Raw genomic sequence first — 15557 nt, 5'->3', positions numbered from 1 at the left:
ATTTTGAAACAGTTAAAAAGATTCCCTATGAGAAAAACAAAAGGAGAAAACATGAGACAAATTACTCCCGGGTCTTTTCAGCCCCAAAAATTGATTTTGCCGGTAATTATTTTTTTATTGGCTATTTGTGCGTTAGGTTCGTATTTTACGGTCTCTGCCGGAAATGTAGCGGTAAAATTGCGTTTCGGTAAATTAGTAGGAGCATATGGAGAAGGGTTGCATTTCAAATTGCCGCTCGTAGATGATATCGAAAAATTCTCCGTCCGCATCAAAAAAGACTCTTTTAATACGGAAGCCTTCTCCAAAGACTTACAGACCGTAGGGCTTACCTTGGCTATTAACCACCGTGTATTGCCGGACACGATAGAATCTATCTACCGTAACTTGGGTACGGAATACACCTCCACCGTATTAAAACCCATGGTGGAAGAGTGGACAAAAGCCGTTATTGCCAAATACTCGGCCGACAGTTTGATTTCCAACCGCACGCAAGTAGCCAAAGAACTGGATGAAATCTTAAAAGCCAAAATGGCGGAAAAAGAAGTAATCGTTTCCGATATTGCCATTACCAACTTTGAGTTTTCTCCCCAATTCTTAAAAGCGGTAGAAGAAAAACAAATTGCGGAACAAGAAGCCAAACGCGCTACGAATTTGGTAGAAAAAGTAAAAAAAGAAGCCGAGCAGAAAATTTTACAGGCAGAAGCCGAAGCCAAATCTTTGCGTTTGCAACGCGAAGTGGTTTCCGATAACTTAATTAAACTCCGCCAGGTGGAAGCCCAATTAAAAGCCATTGAAAAATGGGACGGCAAAATGCCCCACTATATGGGTGGCGAACAAATGCCGTTTGTGATGGTAAAATAAGGCCTTTTTGAAGTAAGAAAAATGAAAGGGAGGCCGAAAAAAGCCTCCCTTTTTTGAAAACAAGGGAACAGGATAAATGAAGACAATAATAAAATTAGCGGTTTGTTTATTGATTGCAGGGTTAGTGTATCGTTTTGCTTTTTATAAAACTCCGCAACAAAAAATGTTTGCCAAAACGCTCGCCGCCGCCCAAGCAGGAGATATGAACGCGGCCCTTTCGGTGGGCAAACTGTATGCCGCGGGGGAAGGAACTGCGCAAAACGGCACGCAGGCTGCGGAGTGGTACCGCAAAGCCGCCGTGGACGGCAGCAGCGAAGCCTCGTGGCTGTTAGCCCAACTTTACATCACCGGAGTGCTTGTTCCGCAAGATTTGGAAGAAGCCCTTACCTATTTGCAACTTTCCGCACGGGCCGGCTATGCCGCTTCCCAATCCGAATTAGGACGCTTTTACGAACAAGGGCTGGCCGGATTGCCCGTCCACCCTGCGCAAGCGCTATACTGGCGCTTTTTGGCCGCTCAAAACGGGGATAAAAAAGCACAGGCTCTTGTGCAACAGACCGAAAAAGAGAACCCGGAACTCTTTTTACAAATTCAAAACTTTTTAGATGCTTTGGCTTTGGCCAAGCAAGGAAATGCCGCCAGCCGTCTAGAAGCAGGCCGGGCGTATCGTACGGGATTTCCCATTTTGCGAGATGACGAACAAGCCGTTTTTTGGCTTACGGCCGCTTGGGAAGAAAACCAATCTGCCGAGGCGGCATGCGAATTGGCCGAACTATACCAAAACGGGTGGGGGGTGGAAAAGAGCGAAGCCAAAGCCTTGGAATTATTAGGCGCGGCGGCGGAAAAGAAAAGCCCGCTTGCCCAATATCTTTTGGGTGAACGCTCTTATAAAGAAAATCCCCCGAAATACGAAGATGCTTTTGCTTGGTTTTCCAATGCCGCCGAGGGCGGTTACCCCCAAGCCCAATACATGACGGGCTTTATGCTGATGCAAGGGCAGGGAACTCACCGTTCGGTACAGTTGGCAATCAAATTTTTCCGCGATGCGGCAGAAAAGGAACATACGGCCGCCCAATATGTGTTGGGACAAATTTATTGGAAAGGGTTGGGTGTTCCGGTTGATAAAAAAGCCGGCGAGAAATGGCTTTTAAGGGCCGCCCAAAACGGCAACGCATCTGCCAAAGCCTTACTGGAAAATTAAAGTAAAAAACCTCTTCCGAAAAGAAGAGGTTTTTGTTTTAAGGTTTGGAGGGGCTTTCTATAAAAACTTTTTCTTCAAAGGGGAGATAAACCACCGAGTAGGAAAATTGTTTTAACGAATAAGGTTTTTGCGGGTTATATTGTCCGCTAAGGTTAACTTCTATTCGGTCGGCTCCTTCGGCATAAACTAAATCTTCCAAATGTTCGTAATCGATGCTTTTGGCTTGGTGGGTGGTATCGAACTCGTCGATTTTTTCTCCGTTAGAAAAGACCCTAATGCTGGAAATATATTGGTTGATGTTTATTTCACCGATTTCATGATTTCTGAATTTTAATTTTTTCATGGCGCGCCCGCCGTTACGATAAGCGGTCAATAAATCTTTTAACTGCCAAACGGGAACCACAAAACTGATTTGTTTTTTGCTGGAACTTCCGCAGTGGATACCTACCACTTCGTTTTTTGTGTTCAATAGCGGGCCTCCGCAGGCACCGCCTCTTTCAGTGGTATTAAATTCCAAAGAAGTAATGATTCTCCCTTTTGTTACTTCTTGTACTTCTCTGTTGCGTACAACATGAAACCCGCCGTTAAAATATCCGAAAGAGCGCAGTTTTTCTCCCACTTCGGGGTCTTTATCGGCCAAAGGGATAGGGTTTAGCCACGATTCTTGGCCTTCCGGAATCGGGAAAATGGCTATGTCGGCCATACCGGGGTCTCCCATAAAAGATACATTGCTTTTCCATGGCAAAGGGAAGCCGGGGATATGCACATAGAAATCGGGCCCCAACACATTAAGTACATGGGCGGAGGTAACCCCCCAAAGATACTTTTTCCCTTCAAATTCTTCTTCAATTACAAAGGCCGTTGCGGTAAAAGGAGTTGCCCCGTACATATCATCGGCGCTATCTTGAATAGCGATGACCGACTCGTCCGCGCGGCTGTCAAATTCGGCCATGCGTTTTTTCTCGGCCTGTTTTTCCCGAAAAGAAAAAATCTTTTTCAAATGATCTAAAGAAGGCAATATCGTTTTTCCCGTGCGGCCCGGAGCGTCCGGCATTTCCGGCAAGGTGGCATCTTCCAAAAAAGGACGAACGGGTGCCATGACGATAGAGCGGGAGTGTTGCGGTAAAGGCATGGGGCGAATTTCCGGTTGGGTAAAATTTTGTAAGGTGGGTGTGTCCGCGGCAGAGACAGGGATATTTGCGACTTCGGAAAGAATACTAGTGGCAGAAACAGTGGACGATGCCGCTTTTTGGATCGCCTCTTTAGAAAGAGCCTTCCCAACGGTTGGCAAGGCTTTTTGGGCGGAGCCTGCGGGTACCAAAAAAGATAATAAAATGAAAAATAAAAAAAGTTTCTTCATAAAAAATTAACAATAAAAATCATTAGCGCATCCAGCTATGATAATATTGTATTTTTTTATGCACGCATAAAACAGGGCCATTAGACCCAGAACACAATAGGTCTTTCGGTTTGTGTAATGAAAAAGAACCCCCGCCTGATTGCGGGGGTATAAGATTAGCCTAATTGTGCATAGAGCGGAAAATCTTGCAAAAATGTTTTTACTTTTTCCGCTATGTTTGCGAGGTGTTTTTCGTCATCATGGTGGCAGATAGCCTCGTCAATAAAAGCGGCTACTTGTGCCATGTGTTCTTCCTTCATACCGCGTGTGGTTACCGCCGGGGTTCCGATACGCAACCCACTGGTTACAAACGGCTTTTCCGGGTCAAAAGGAATCGTGTTTTTGTTAGCGGTAATGCCGGCTTTGTCCAAAGCGGCTTCCGCCACTTTGCCCGTAATGCCTTTAGAGCGCAAATCAATACACATTACATGGCTGTCCGTCCCTCCCGCTACCAAACGATATCCGCGGGAGGAGAGTTGCTTGGCCAGTTCCGCCGCGTTTAGTTTAACTTGGTGTTGATAGGCTTTGAACGCGGGTTTCAAGGCTTCGCCAAAGCAAACCGCTTTTGCCGCGATTACATGCATAAGAGGCCCGCCCTGAACACCGGGGAAAACAGAAGAATTGATGGCTTTTGCCAGTTTTTCTTTGCACAAAATAAGGCCGCCGCGCGGGCCGCGTAAAGTTTTGTGTGTAGTGGTGGTAACCACATCGGCATAGGGAACGGGGTTGGGGTATTCTCCGGCGGCAATAAGCCCGGCATAGTGGGCCACATCGCACGCTAAATAAGCCCCGCAGGAGTCGGCAATTTCGCGTAAACGCTTCCAATCGAAAATACGGGAATAGTTGGAAGCGCCGGCTAAAATAAGTTTCGGTTTATGCTCGGCGGCCAGTTTGGCGGCTTCCTCGTAGTCTATTTCTTCCGTGTCGGGGCGGACATTCATGGCAATAATGTTGTACAGTTTGCCGGAAAAATTGAGCGGATGCCCGTGAGTTAAGTGCCCCCCGTGGGAAAGATTTAAGCCCAAAACGGTATCGCCCGGTTGAAGCAAGGCAAAGTAAACGGCCATGTTGGCTTGGGCTCCGGAGTGAGGTTGCACATTGGCATGTTCCGCCCCAAAGAGTTCTTTGGCGCGTTCAATGGCTAACGTTTCCACCGTGTCCACATGTTCACAGCCGCCATAGTAGCGTTTGGCCGGGTACCCTTCGGCATATTTATTGGTCAGCACGGAGCCTTGGGCTTGCATAACGGCCAAGGAAGTGAAATTTTCCGAAGCAATCAATTCCAATTTTTCGCGTTGGCGGGAAAGTTCTTTGGTTACGGCATCAAAAACGGCAGGGTCTGTTTGTTGTAAATTCGGGTACATAAAAGCCCTCCTTAGGCGGTGAAAAGTGATGCAAAAATTTCCGGCGGAAAAACAGAGCGAATTTTTAATATTTTCCCCTATGAAAATTAGTTGTTATTTAATATAATTTACTAAATAGAAGTACAATAAATCCAGCAGAGGTGTAAAAAGAAATGGCAAAACTTACCAAAAAAGACTTTCTCAAAGATACCATCAAACACATTGATTTGAAAAAATACAATGTGGTTCCTATGGTGGAAGCCTTTGGGAGCATGGCCTATGCGTCCCGCGAAGTGGCCAGAGCGAGCAAAATCTATAACATGATGCTTTCCGACAAGAAATGCTCTGTCATTTTGTGCATCGCGGGTTCTTTAGTATCCGCCGGCATGAAGAAAGTAGTGGTGGATATGATTCAAAACAACATGGTTGACGCGATTGTTTCCAACGGCGCCAACATTGTAGACCAAGACTTTTTTGAAGCCCTTGGGTATAAACACTACATCGGCACCCCCTACAACCAAGACGATAACTTGTTGCGCGATTTACACATCGACCGCATTTACGATACCTATATCGACGAAGACCAATTGAAAGATTGCGACGAAACCATCTACAAAATTTGCAACTCCTTGGAACCCCGCCCGTACTCTTCCCGCGAATTTATCTGGGAAATGGGTAAATGGTTGGAAAAGAAAGGCAAAGGTAAAGATTCTATCGTCTATAATGCCTATAAATACGGCGTGCCCGTGTTTGTGCCGGCCTTCTCCGACTGCTCTGCCGGGTTCGGCTTCGTAGCCCACCAAACGGAACATCCGGAAGCCCATGTTTCCATCGACAGCGCTAAAGACTTCTTGGAACTTACCAAAATCAAAATCAAAGCCAAAGAAACCGGTCTTATGATGTGGTCCGGCGGCGTACCGAAAAACTTTGCGCAAGACACCGTAGTAGCGGCTGAAATCTTGGGTGCGGATTCCCCCATGCACAAATATGCCGTACAAATCACGGTAGCCGACGTGCGCGACGGGGCCCTTTCCGGTTCCACCCTCAAAGAAGCCTCTTCTTGGGGTAAAGTTTCCACCGCCTTGGAACAAATGGTCTATGGCGAATGCACCACGCTTATCCCGTTAATTATCGGGTACGGCTACCACAAGGGTGCCTGGAAAAAACGCAAAGCCTCTAACTATGTCAAATTCTTGCAAGACGAAGATGCCAAAGTGGCGGCTTTGAAAGCGAAAAAAGCCAAAAAATAATGTGGCTTAAAAAAGCGTTAATCAGTTTACTGCTACTAATCTGCCCGTGTGCGTTCTGCTACGGGCAGGTTAGTTTTTCGGGGGTAAACGGAGAACGCGGGTATGTGGCGGTGCGCGCCGCATACGATTGGAATTTGGATAACGGCTTCTTTCTGGTTCCCTCTTACGGGTATTACCGTATGTCGGACAAAGACATCGATGAGGCCGGTTCTACCTCGCGCTACGGCCTGAAGGCTTTGTATGAATTGTCGGACGCGTGGCTGGTAGGCACGGAAGGTTTTTGGCAACCCAAAGCATTGGGGTATCAGGCAGTTGGTTACTTAGCGGATGCCAAGTGGATTCCGTTTTACCGTTTGGGATCTTTCACAAATCCTTATGTCGGGTTTCAAGCGGGGCAAATTCGTTACAAAAGTTATGTGGACGAACAAGGGGTTGATTTAGCCTCCGGGCCTTTTTCCCAGGTAGAAACTTCCGCCCAAATAGAAGCCGGTGCCGACTTAAAACAGTGGCGGTTTAACGCGGTGTGGCATAAAGTGATAAAATATAAGAACAGTGCCCCGCAAAACATATCGTTTAGTTGGGCAGATGTTCCGTTTATGACGGCTGTGCTACAGGGTTTTATTAAAGAAACAGCCGCTTTGCGGGTAAGTTATCAAACCGATTTAATAACACCCTATTTGGCATGGGCGCAATACCGATACGCCACATTGAACGATGCCGCTGCCGCGGTCAGCGCCGGGGCGCACTTACACTTATGGGGAGTTGATTTTTCGGCCGGGGTGGAAGTGTTTGAGCCAAAAAGGAAAGAAACCCGCAAAACCTTTTTTTCGGTTTCGGCAGAGGTAGAATTTTAGCAGGAGACAAACCGTATGAGAAAAATGAATCTGCATTGCAATATAGACGAAGATAAATTCTCTTTGACCGTTTTTTTAACCCGCTTGCTGGCGGGCGGTACGCTTTTGTATATGGCAATCGGTTGTCTTCTTTTTTACCGTGAATTTTTATATAACGCCACGGCAATCGGCCTGCCTTTGCCCGTTCCGTTAGGAGTAAGCATGGTGGTGGCCATGTTGTTTTTATCGTTGCTTCTGATTCTGGGGTGGTTTACCCGTTTTTCTGCCTGTGCCGCCATTGTGTGCGCGCTTATCCTGGGGTATGTGTTTTTTGCCGGAGAAATTAACAAATTTTATGTGATGCTTCTTGTTTTGTTAGTGGCATCGCTTCTTCCGTCTTCTATTTTGGGGCCGGGAAAAATCAGTTTAGATTACAATCACGCAGTACGCAAAGCGCAATCAAAATTTAGAGGGTAATTATGGAAAATTTTGAAGAAACAAAACAATATGTCAGTTTAGCCAACAAATATCGTCCCCAAAAATTTGAGGATATGGTTGGTCAGGAAAGTATTTCCAAAACGCTTCAAAATGCCCTCAAGTTGGGTCGCATCGCCCATGCTTATTTGTTTTACGGGCCGCGCGGCTGCGGTAAAACCACCACGGCCCGTATTTTAGCCAAGGCGTTAAACTGCACGGGGAACGGCGATAAACCGACGCCTGAACCGTGCGGCAAATGTCCCCAATGTTTGGAGATTGCCCAAAGTGCGGACTTAGATGTTTTGGAATTGGACGCCGCCAGCAATACCCAAGTGGAAAAAGTACGCGAAGCTATCATCGACACCGTGGCCCTTGCCTCTTCCAGAGATCGCTTCAAGGTTTTTATTTTGGACGAAGTCCACATGCTTTCTTCCAGTTCCTTCAATGCTCTTTTGAAGACAATAGAAGAGCCCCCGGCCCATGTGGTTTTTATTTTAGCCACGACGGAAAAACACAAAGTGCCCGCCACGATTGTCAGCCGCTGCCAAACCTTTCGTTTCCGCCCGATTACGCTTGATGAAATCACCACGCATTTGCTTGATTTGGCCGGTGCGGAAAATATCGATTTAACACCCGGTGCGGCTAAAATTATTGCCAAAAATGCAGGCGGAGCCATGCGTGATGCGCTGACTTTATTAGACCGCGCCATTGCCTATTCCGGCGAACGCATTGATGAAAAACTGTTGGGAGAAATGCTGGGCCTTACTCCGGAAGATTTAATTAAACAAGCCGTCGGTGCCTTGATTCATAAAGATAATTCTTCCCTGCACCAAGTTTTCGAAACGCTCAAGGCCGAAGGTTTTGATGCAAACTCTTTCTTAAAAGATTTGAAAAACGCCCTGGGAGATTTGTTCTATTTTTCCCTCGGGCAAGGCGGAGAGCCTTTCGGCGGGGCTAAAGAATTGATAAAAGAAGTAAGCCCCGGTTTTTTGGCGCAGGTTTCCCGCAAAATCAATAAAGTAATCGAAGAAGTAAAATTTTCCGATAATGCTTTGGTAAGTGCGGAAGTGGGCATTTTTACGGTGATGGACAGTTGCTTGGACATTGAAGGTTTTATCCGCCGCTTGGAAGCCTTAGAACGCGCTACAACAGGTGTTCCTTCCGGGCCGACGAATTCCTCTTTTCGGCAAACTCCCGTTTCTAAACCTGCCCCCCGCGCGGAAGCGGTAACAAAACCGGCAGCATCATATGCGGCCCCGAAATCTACCGCGTCCCCCGTACAGGAAAACCCGCTTCCCGTTCGGCAGGAAAAACCCGTTCTTGCAACCGAAAAGCCTGCTAACCTTACATCGCGCCAACTGTGGGAAAAAATGTTGAAACATTTTGAAAAGAACCCGTTTGTTTACGACGTGATGACAAACTGTACCGTAAATTTTGGGGAAGAGGAGTGGACTCTTTGTTTTGCGGCAGGGAAAGAGTTTTATCAAATCCCGGCGCAATATAAACTGGCCGATTTGGAAGCCGCCGCCAAAAAAATATCCGGGCAAACCATTAAATTTAAGTTGGCTTCCGCGCAAGAAAACACGATGACGCCGAGCGCAAAACCCGCTTCCGTAACGCCCGTTACTAAAAAAGAAAATTCCGCCAAAGAGACCTCTGCCCCCGTTGCCGAAATATCGGCCGAAGAACCTTTTGTGGCGGCCAGTTTCGAAAAAGATGCAGTTGCCGAAAACTCTTTTGTATCTGCCGAAGATGCCCCCGAAGAAGTGAGAGGGGTGTTGGAAATTATTTCCGGGGAACTGATTGGCTGATTGTATGAAAAGTTTAGATAGATTCGTCCGTGCTTTAAGAAGATTACCCGGCGTGGGTCCGCGCCAGGCGGAGCGTTTTTCTGCCTATTTTTTGCGTGCCCCCCAAGGGGAAACGGAAGAGTTTATCAATGCCCTTTTGTCTGTTAAGCAAGACATTAAATTATGTCAAGTTTGTTTTTCCTATTGTGAAAACGATATTTGCGAAATCTGCCAAGACCCCGACAGAGACCACAGCGTTTTATGCGTAGTGGAAGATCCGCAAGATATTGAATCTATCGAAAAAACCGGAGCCTTTAAGGGCCTTTATCATGTGCTTCATGGGGCTATTTCTCCCATGGCAGGGCGCGGGGCCGAGCAAGTGAAAGTGCGGGAATTGTTGGATCGTATTCACAATGCCAAAACACCCGTGCGCGAAGTGATTATCGCTACCGACCCGGATAGCGAAGGCGAAACTACCGCCCTCTATTTGGCCGATTTACTCCGTGGTCTTGTGGAGCAGGTAACGCGTATCGGTTATGGGGTTCCTCTCGGCGGAGATATCGATTATATTGACGAAATGACGTTGGGATATTCCCTCAAAGGACGCACCAAACTTTGATTCATTTAAACCTCTATAAAAGGCCGCTTTTATGGGTGTTGGCGGTTGTTTTGTTAACCCTTTCTTTTCTCTATAGTCCCGCTCCTTCCCGGCGGGACATTTTCCATTTTATCTTTCTAAAAGAAGTTACCCTTGTGGGGCGCGTGGAAAGTTTTGCCGTCACCAAAAAAGATACGCAAAATGTAGTATTAAAAGTGCTGTCGGTAAACGGACAGGAAGGGGAAGGGTATGTTTACGCTCGCCTGAAAAACTTTTCTCCCCAATGGAAAGATACGCTGGAAATAACGGGTCATTTGCAACAACCCTATGGAATAGATTTGCTGGGAAATTTTGATTGGCGGCGTTATTTGGCGTATAAAAATATTTTTACGGAAATAAAAGGTTCTCAAGTCCGCGTCGAAAAAGAGGCTCCTTTTTATTGGCGCGGAGTGCGGGAACTCCGCCGTAACATTTTGCAGGTTTTTCAACAGTCCTTTCCGCCGGAGTTGGCTGCCATCGCGGGTGGTATTTTGCTGGGAGAAAAAGGCGATTTGCCCCCTGCCATTTACAGTGCGTTTCAGGACAGCGGGGCGATTCATCTGTTGGTGGCATCGGGCGGAAATGTGGGATTTGTTACCCTTATTACATTGGGTCTTTGCGGCTTAATCTGCTTGCCCAGGCGCAAGGCGCTATTGGTGTCCTTGTTTGTGGCGGGTGCTTATACTTGTATGGCAGGGGCCGATGCTCCTTTAGTGCGTGCGTATATAATGACGCTTTGTGCATGTTTGGGATATTTGTTCGGGAGGAACAGCGGGGTATTGCAGGGGTTGTTTATTTCCTGTTTGGTAATTGTGGGGTGGAATCCTTCGGCTTTATTCGAGACAGGTTTTCAAATGTCTTTTTTAGCCACTTTTGCCATTGTACTTTGTTTAACCAATTACCCCGCGCGCTCTTCATGGCCCCGTGCGGGCAAATTTTTCTTTCATATTTTTCTGGCTACGCTTGCCAGTCAATTGGCGTTAATTCCCGTGTTTACTAATGTGTTTTACAAGGTCTCTCTGGCAGGACTGCTTTCCAATATCTTTTTGGTTCCGCTTTCTTCCGTGATTATGAGTATTAGTTTTTTGTATGCACTCTTTTCTTTTTGCGGTGTAGGTGTTTTGTTGTATGGCCCTTGTTTTTATTTGTTGGAAATTTTCAAAGCCCTTACACTCTTTTTTGCTTCCTTCCCTTTTTCGGCGTTGCCTGTTTGTGCATGGAACACAGGTTCGGTTATCATGTATTACATCGGCCTTTTTTGGGTGTTAAATTTACCGGTAAAAGGCTTTTTCCGTCGGGGAACGGGGCTTTGTTTGACGGCGATTGTTTTAGTGTGGGGAAGTCAGTTCTTTTTCTCTCCCGAAATGAAAATTTATTTATTAAACGAGTGGCACAAACCCGCCGTTATTTTATCCACGCGCGACGGCCGGGTGTTTTTATTCGGCGGGAAGGATATCCCGCCCGAAAAAATATCCCGTGCTTTGCACAAAACAGGGTTTGCCCAAGCCGATGCACATTTTTTGTTTACGGATAAAGAAGGGAAATATCCTTCCGCCTTATACGATGCCAAGCAAATAATTTCTCCCTTCGGCGGAGGCTATTGGCCGGGGGAAGAAATTTCTTTTGGCAAAACAAAAGTGAAAATAGTATGGGGGGAACATCTAACAAAAAGCGGACGCCTGTGGACAAACAAAGGTTATAGCGGAAACGGGAAAGAAGATGTTTCTTATTGTGTTTCTTCTGGCGGGAAGGAAGTTTGCGTGGGTTTTAAGGGGTTTTTTATAAAGACGGAAAACGGTGTTTTCTCCGGCAAACTAAACCAAACTATTTTTATTGAAAATTAGTTATAATGGGGGGACGAGGGAGGAAATATTATGGAAGCCCAAGAACTTTTACAGCATAAAAAATTTTTGAAGGAAGCCATTAAATTGGCTGAAAAAGGCGTAGCCACCGGCAAAGGGGGGCCGTTTGGGGCGGTTATCGTAAAAAACGGTAAAATTGTGGCAAGAGGATGCAATCAGGTAACATCTACCAACGATCCCACCCGTCATGCGGAAGTAGATGCCATACGCAAAGCGTGCAAAAAATTAAACTCTTTTGAACTCAAAGATTGTATTATTTATTCTTCGTGCGAACCGTGCCCTATGTGTTTGGGGGCTATCTATTGGGCCCGCCCGAAAGCCCTTTATTTTGCGGCGGACAGAATTATTGCTGCCAAACACGGGTTTGATGATAATTTTATTTATAAAGAAGTTGTTTTGCCCGTAAAAGAAAGGGCCATTAAAACGGTTTGTATTGCCTTGGACGAAAAAGAAAAACCTTTTGACAATTGGGATAATAAAACAGATAAAACAAAATACTAGATAAAAAGCCCCCGTTAAAGGGGGTTTTTTATTGGCGGAAAGGAAGATTCCCAGCGGGAGTTTTTTCTCCTAGCAAAACCTCTGCCGCAAATACTTGAAACGGTGCGGCGGGGGAAAAGGTCAAAAGTGTGCTTTTGGCTTGCGGCAGGCTTTTGGCCGCCCAAGGGCTGGCGAAGGCGACAAAAACGCTGTTCCGGGCGGTTTCGGCGGCTTTTCTTGCGAGTAAAATATCCTCTTCTTCCAATTCTATTTTCCCCTGAAAGGCTTGGTAACGCCGAAAGCATAAAATCATCAGGTTATCGCCTTTCCCTTCCCATTTTTTCACTTGAATTCCCTTTTGGATAAGGGTGTTCAAAAAAGGTTCTGCACTGACGGTTGGACTGCGCCCGATTTCCACATAATATACAGTATCTCCCGGCTTTAAGGAAGGAAAATCCCCCGTTTGCACCAGGGCTTTTTGGGCCGTTTGTCGGGAGAGCGCGTTGGGAGCAAAGGCTTCTTCTTTGGGGGCGGGGGTTTGGGATACTTTTTGGCACAAATCGTTTTGAATTTTTTCGGAACGCGCAAGAATTTCGTCCGTAATTTTTTGTTCTGCCAAAAAATCTAATAGGCCAAAAGGGTCTTCCGGTGCCAGTAAAATATGCGCTCCCGCCTGTAAAGCCAACAAAGCGGCTTGTTTCTCGTCTCCCAACGCTTTCATAAGGAGTGCGTCCGTAATCACACAACCCTCAAAACCCATTTCTTTTTGCAGTAAGTCTCTTACCAAAATTTTGGAAAGAGAAGCGGGGTGTTCGGGATCTAAGTGCGGGAAAAGCAAATGTCCTATCATCACGCTGTCGGCCAGAGGCAACAATTCCCGAAACGGTTTTAATTCTTTTTGGCGCAAATCTTCCAATGTTTTACTTAATAGCGGAAGAGCCAGGTGAGAATCGGTTTGAGTATCGCCATGCCCCGGAAAATGTTTCAGGCTGTTTAATACCCCGCCTTGATTAAGCCCTTTCATAAATGCCGCTGCCAGGCGCGTAACCAAAGCCGTATCTTCCCCGAACGAGCGGGTATTAACAATGGGGTTTAGCGGATTATCCGCCAAATCTACTACCGGGGCAAAGACCCAATCTACCCCCAAACTTTTGGCTTGTCGGGCCGTTAAAAGTCCTTTTTCAAAAGAAAGGGTTTCATCGTTTGCCGCCCCCAAAGCCAAGTTGGAAGGCAACAGTTCCGCATCTGCCACCCAACGGCCTAACCCGTCTTCGTAATCGGCGGAAATGAGGAGAGGATAAACAGAAACTTTGCGTACCGCTTGGGTAAATTGTTTTATTTGTTCGCGCGTTCCGCCGTAAATGCAAAACCCTCCCACTCCTCTTTCGGCAAGAGCAAGGGCCTCTTCCAACGGGGTTTTATCAAACCAAAATCCGGGGTGGACAAGTCTTTCCTTTTTCATAGGGTAATTTTTCCTAAAATGGTATTTTTGCGGGCTCCCGTGGCGCGCGCACAATGATTTATTTTTTTCTGCAAAGTTAACCACGCAAACAAGGCAAACGCGGCGGCCTCTTTGGCTTGCGGATCTATGTGATAAGAAAGAGTGGTGCTTACTTTCAGATGCGGTAAAAGTTCTTTTAAGTAATTAAGAAGGGTTTTGTTATAACACCCCCCGCCGGAAACAACCAATTCCCGTTGAGCCTTTGCGGGCACAAAGTCTTTTACGGCTTTGGCAATGGCGGCCGCGGTAAAATAAGTAAGGGTGGCCATTAAATCGTATGGATTTTGTGGGAGCGTTGTTTTGAAATATTTTTTTAAATAATCTGTTCCGAAGGCATTTTTGTCCAAACTTTTCGGCGGTTTTTGCGAAAAGAACTTTTGCTTTAACAATTTTCCGACAAGGGTTTTATCGGGTATTCCGCGTGCGGCAAGGTGGCCGTCTTTATCAAAAGGTTTGCGGAAAAAGTGTTGGCATGCCAAATCGATTAAAGTGTTTCCCGGGCCGACATCAAAGCCTGCGGTCTGTTGGCCTTTCCCCACTACGGAAAAATTGGAAATTCCGCCGATATTCAATAAGATTTTTGGGATTCTTTTGCCCCAAATGTATTCATCAAAAAAAGGCATAAGGGGGGCCCCTTCTCCGCCAAGAGCAATATCTTTGGCGCGAAAATCACTAACGACGGGCACTCCTATTTCGCACGCAAGAGCAGAGGCATCTGCTATTTGTAAAGTATTGGGTACTTTATCGTGCGGGCCATGATAAACCGTTTGTCCGTGAGAGCCGATAACACATAAATTTTTAGGAGAAACAGAAAATTCTTTCAAAAATTTTTTTACAAGCCGTGCATACAAAGCCCCCAACTCGTAGTGAAGCGCGCTTAATTCCGGAGCGGTAAGTTGATAGGCGGATAAAAGCCGTTTTTGTAACGATGCGGGATAGGCATAGTTTTTGAAACAAAGAATTTGGAAAGGTTTTGGATAAACGGCACAAACGGTCAGCCCGTCGGCACTGGTGCCGCTCATCAGGCCCAGAGCAATTTTAGTCATCGATAACCTCCGTTAAAAATCCTTTGTGTTTTTGAAGAAGTTTGTTGGCTTCTTGGCGCGAAACTTTTTTCTTGTGCATCACAACGGCTGTTTTTACGCTTTTGCCGGAATTTTTTAACAGAGATATAGCTGTTTTTTCGTCCGTTTGGGCTACTTGGCAAATCAGGCGGACGGCGCGCGCAACCAATTTTTTATTGGAGGGCTGAACATCTATCATTAAATTGCCGTACGTTTTGCCGCACAAAGTCATGGCGCCTGTGGTAATGGCATTGAGTGCGAGTTTGGTAGCCGTGCCGGCCTTCATGCGGGTGGAACCGCTTAAGGCTTCGGGGCCCGTTTCCAAACAAATATGCACTTGGGCATACTCGGCAGGGGCATACGGGTTGCAGGAAACAAGAGCCGTTTGCGCTCCTAATTTTTGGGCAGCTTTTAAGGCTCCTTGTACATACGGGGTTTTTCCGCTGGCAGCCAAGCCGATAACCAAATCTCCCTTGCGTGCTTTTTGGGTAATTTCTTTGGCTCCTTGTTTATCATCGTCTTCCGCGCCTTCCTGCGAGCGGAAAACGGCTTTCTTTCCGCCGGCAATAAGGCCGATAATTTGGGAAGGTTTCACTCCAAAAGTGGGCACGCACTCCACCGCTTCCAAAATGCCCAAGCGTCCGCTGGTTCCCGCTCCGATAAAAATAATTTTTTTGCGCGAAGCATGCGTTTGTGCGGCCATTACCATTACCTGCGCGATTTGTTTATGGGCTTTTTTAACGGCTTTGGCCGCGGTAAAATCTTCCGCATTGATAGCGCGGGCAATTTGCAGAGGGGTCATTTTATCTAACCCTTTGGTAAGGGGGTTTATCTGTTCGGTTGGAGAAATTTTGTTCAT

The 15557-nt window shown here is 46.4% G+C and carries 14 protein-coding genes; 9 read left to right on the top strand and 5 right to left on the bottom strand.

Going from position 1 to position 15557, the window contains the following annotated elements; genetic code table 11:
• The first annotated feature begins 27 nt into the window (after positions 1 to 27).
• Together E7027_02565 and E7027_02560 are read left to right on the top strand one after the other, a co-directional pair.
• Positions 28 to 861: a prohibitin family protein gene (locus E7027_02565; GenBank protein MBE6421009.1), complete on the top strand. Its 834-nt coding sequence runs from the start codon at positions 28 to 30 to the stop codon at positions 859 to 861.
• Positions 862 to 937: 76 nt separating this feature from the next.
• Positions 938 to 2062, top strand: coding sequence for a sel1 repeat family protein (locus E7027_02560; GenBank protein ID MBE6421008.1), 1125 nt, complete (start codon positions 938 to 940; stop codon positions 2060 to 2062).
• 37 nt (positions 2063 to 2099) lie between these two features.
• On the opposite strand, the gene E7027_02555 is transcribed toward E7027_02560, so the two are convergent.
• The gene (locus E7027_02555; GenBank protein MBE6421007.1) at positions 2100 to 3422 is read right to left on the bottom strand and encodes a trypsin-like peptidase domain-containing protein; all 1323 of its coding nucleotides are present in this window, start codon (positions 3420 to 3422) and stop codon (positions 2100 to 2102) included.
• A gap of 155 nt (positions 3423 to 3577) precedes the next feature.
• Positions 3578 to 4825 (bottom strand): serine hydroxymethyltransferase, encoded by a 1248-nt coding sequence (locus E7027_02550; protein MBE6421006.1) that lies wholly within the window; start codon positions 4823 to 4825, stop codon positions 3578 to 3580.
• Positions 4826 to 4977: 152 nt separating this feature from the next.
• On the opposite strand from E7027_02550, the gene E7027_02545 reads away from it, so the two are divergent.
• From E7027_02545 to E7027_02515, 7 genes are read left to right on the top strand one after another with little or no spacing between them, the layout of a single operon-like run.
• A complete protein-coding gene (locus E7027_02545; protein ID MBE6421005.1) occupies positions 4978 to 6054 on the top strand; it encodes a deoxyhypusine synthase in 1077 nt (358 codons plus the stop codon).
• Positions 6054 to 6908 (top strand): hypothetical protein, encoded by an 855-nt coding sequence (locus tag E7027_02540; protein MBE6421004.1) that lies wholly within the window; start codon positions 6054 to 6056, stop codon positions 6906 to 6908. Before E7027_02545 ends, E7027_02540 begins: the two co-directional genes overlap by 1 nt.
• Before the next feature lie 15 nt (positions 6909 to 6923).
• A complete protein-coding gene (locus tag E7027_02535; GenBank protein MBE6421003.1) occupies positions 6924 to 7364 on the top strand; it encodes a hypothetical protein in 441 nt (146 codons plus the stop codon).
• A 2-nt stretch (positions 7365 to 7366) separates the two neighbouring features.
• The gene (dnaX, locus tag E7027_02530; protein MBE6421002.1) at positions 7367 to 9175 is read left to right on the top strand and encodes a DNA polymerase III subunit gamma/tau; all 1809 of its coding nucleotides are present in this window, start codon (positions 7367 to 7369) and stop codon (positions 9173 to 9175) included.
• 4 nt (positions 9176 to 9179) lie between these two features.
• Positions 9180 to 9773, top strand: a complete 594-nt coding sequence (gene recR, locus E7027_02525) for a recombination protein RecR (protein ID MBE6421001.1) — start codon at positions 9180 to 9182, stop codon at positions 9771 to 9773.
• The gene (locus tag E7027_02520) at positions 9770 to 11635 is read left to right on the top strand and encodes a ComEC family competence protein (GenBank protein ID MBE6421000.1); all 1866 of its coding nucleotides are present in this window, start codon (positions 9770 to 9772) and stop codon (positions 11633 to 11635) included. Before recR ends, E7027_02520 begins: the two co-directional genes overlap by 4 nt.
• A gap of 30 nt (positions 11636 to 11665) precedes the next feature.
• Positions 11666 to 12154 carry a nucleoside deaminase gene (locus E7027_02515; protein ID MBE6420999.1) on the top strand — a complete coding sequence of 163 codons (489 nt, stop codon included), beginning with the start codon at positions 11666 to 11668 and terminating at the stop codon, positions 12152 to 12154.
• Between the two features lie 28 nt (positions 12155 to 12182).
• On the opposite strand, the gene E7027_02510 is transcribed toward E7027_02515, so the two are convergent.
• The 3 genes from E7027_02510 to murQ are packed head-to-tail and all read right to left on the bottom strand — an operon-like array spanning position 12183 to position 15557.
• Complete coding sequence (locus E7027_02510) at positions 12183 to 13595, bottom strand: hypothetical protein (GenBank protein MBE6420998.1); 1413 nt, start codon at positions 13593 to 13595, stop codon at positions 12183 to 12185.
• Positions 13592 to 14680 (bottom strand): anhydro-N-acetylmuramic acid kinase, encoded by a 1089-nt coding sequence (locus tag E7027_02505; GenBank protein ID MBE6420997.1) that lies wholly within the window; start codon positions 14678 to 14680, stop codon positions 13592 to 13594. The genes E7027_02510 and E7027_02505 overlap by 4 nt, the downstream gene beginning before the upstream one ends.
• Positions 14673 to 15557, bottom strand: coding sequence for an N-acetylmuramic acid 6-phosphate etherase (gene murQ / locus E7027_02500; GenBank protein MBE6420996.1), 885 nt, complete (start codon positions 15555 to 15557; stop codon positions 14673 to 14675). The genes E7027_02505 and murQ overlap by 8 nt, the downstream gene beginning before the upstream one ends.

It is taken from the genome of Elusimicrobium sp., from assembly GCA_015062115.1.
GTDB lineage: Bacteria > Elusimicrobiota > Elusimicrobia > Elusimicrobiales > Elusimicrobiaceae > Avelusimicrobium.
Note: the sequence above shows the minus strand (reverse complement) of the source record. Positions and strands in the feature narration are given on the sequence as shown.

Excerpts from the sequence above, each read along its gene's own strand:
- E7027_02565 (MBE6421009.1), top strand. The coding sequence starts at position 28 with ATGAGAAAAACAAAAGGAGAAAACATGAGACAAATTACTCCCGGGTCT.
- E7027_02560 (MBE6421008.1), top strand. The coding sequence starts at position 938 with ATGAAGACAATAATAAAATTAGCGGTTTGTTTATTGATTGCAGGGTTA.
- E7027_02555 (MBE6421007.1), bottom strand. The coding sequence starts at position 3,422 with ATGAAGAAACTTTTTTTATTTTTCATTTTATTATCTTTTTTGGTACCC.
- E7027_02550 (MBE6421006.1), bottom strand. The coding sequence starts at position 4,825 with ATGTACCCGAATTTACAACAAACAGACCCTGCCGTTTTTGATGCCGTA.
- E7027_02545 (MBE6421005.1), top strand. The coding sequence starts at position 4,978 with ATGGCAAAACTTACCAAAAAAGACTTTCTCAAAGATACCATCAAACAC.
- E7027_02540 (MBE6421004.1), top strand. The coding sequence starts at position 6,054 with ATGTGGCTTAAAAAAGCGTTAATCAGTTTACTGCTACTAATCTGCCCG.
- E7027_02535 (MBE6421003.1), top strand. The coding sequence starts at position 6,924 with ATGAGAAAAATGAATCTGCATTGCAATATAGACGAAGATAAATTCTCT.
- dnaX (MBE6421002.1), top strand. The coding sequence starts at position 7,367 with ATGGAAAATTTTGAAGAAACAAAACAATATGTCAGTTTAGCCAACAAA.
- recR (MBE6421001.1), top strand. The coding sequence starts at position 9,180 with ATGAAAAGTTTAGATAGATTCGTCCGTGCTTTAAGAAGATTACCCGGC.
- E7027_02515 (MBE6420999.1), top strand. The coding sequence starts at position 11,666 with ATGGAAGCCCAAGAACTTTTACAGCATAAAAAATTTTTGAAGGAAGCC.
- E7027_02510 (MBE6420998.1), bottom strand. The coding sequence starts at position 13,595 with ATGAAAAAGGAAAGACTTGTCCACCCCGGATTTTGGTTTGATAAAACC.
- E7027_02505 (MBE6420997.1), bottom strand. The coding sequence starts at position 14,680 with ATGACTAAAATTGCTCTGGGCCTGATGAGCGGCACCAGTGCCGACGGG.
- murQ (MBE6420996.1), bottom strand. The coding sequence starts at position 15,557 with ATGAACAAAATTTCTCCAACCGAACAGATAAACCCCCTTACCAAAGGG.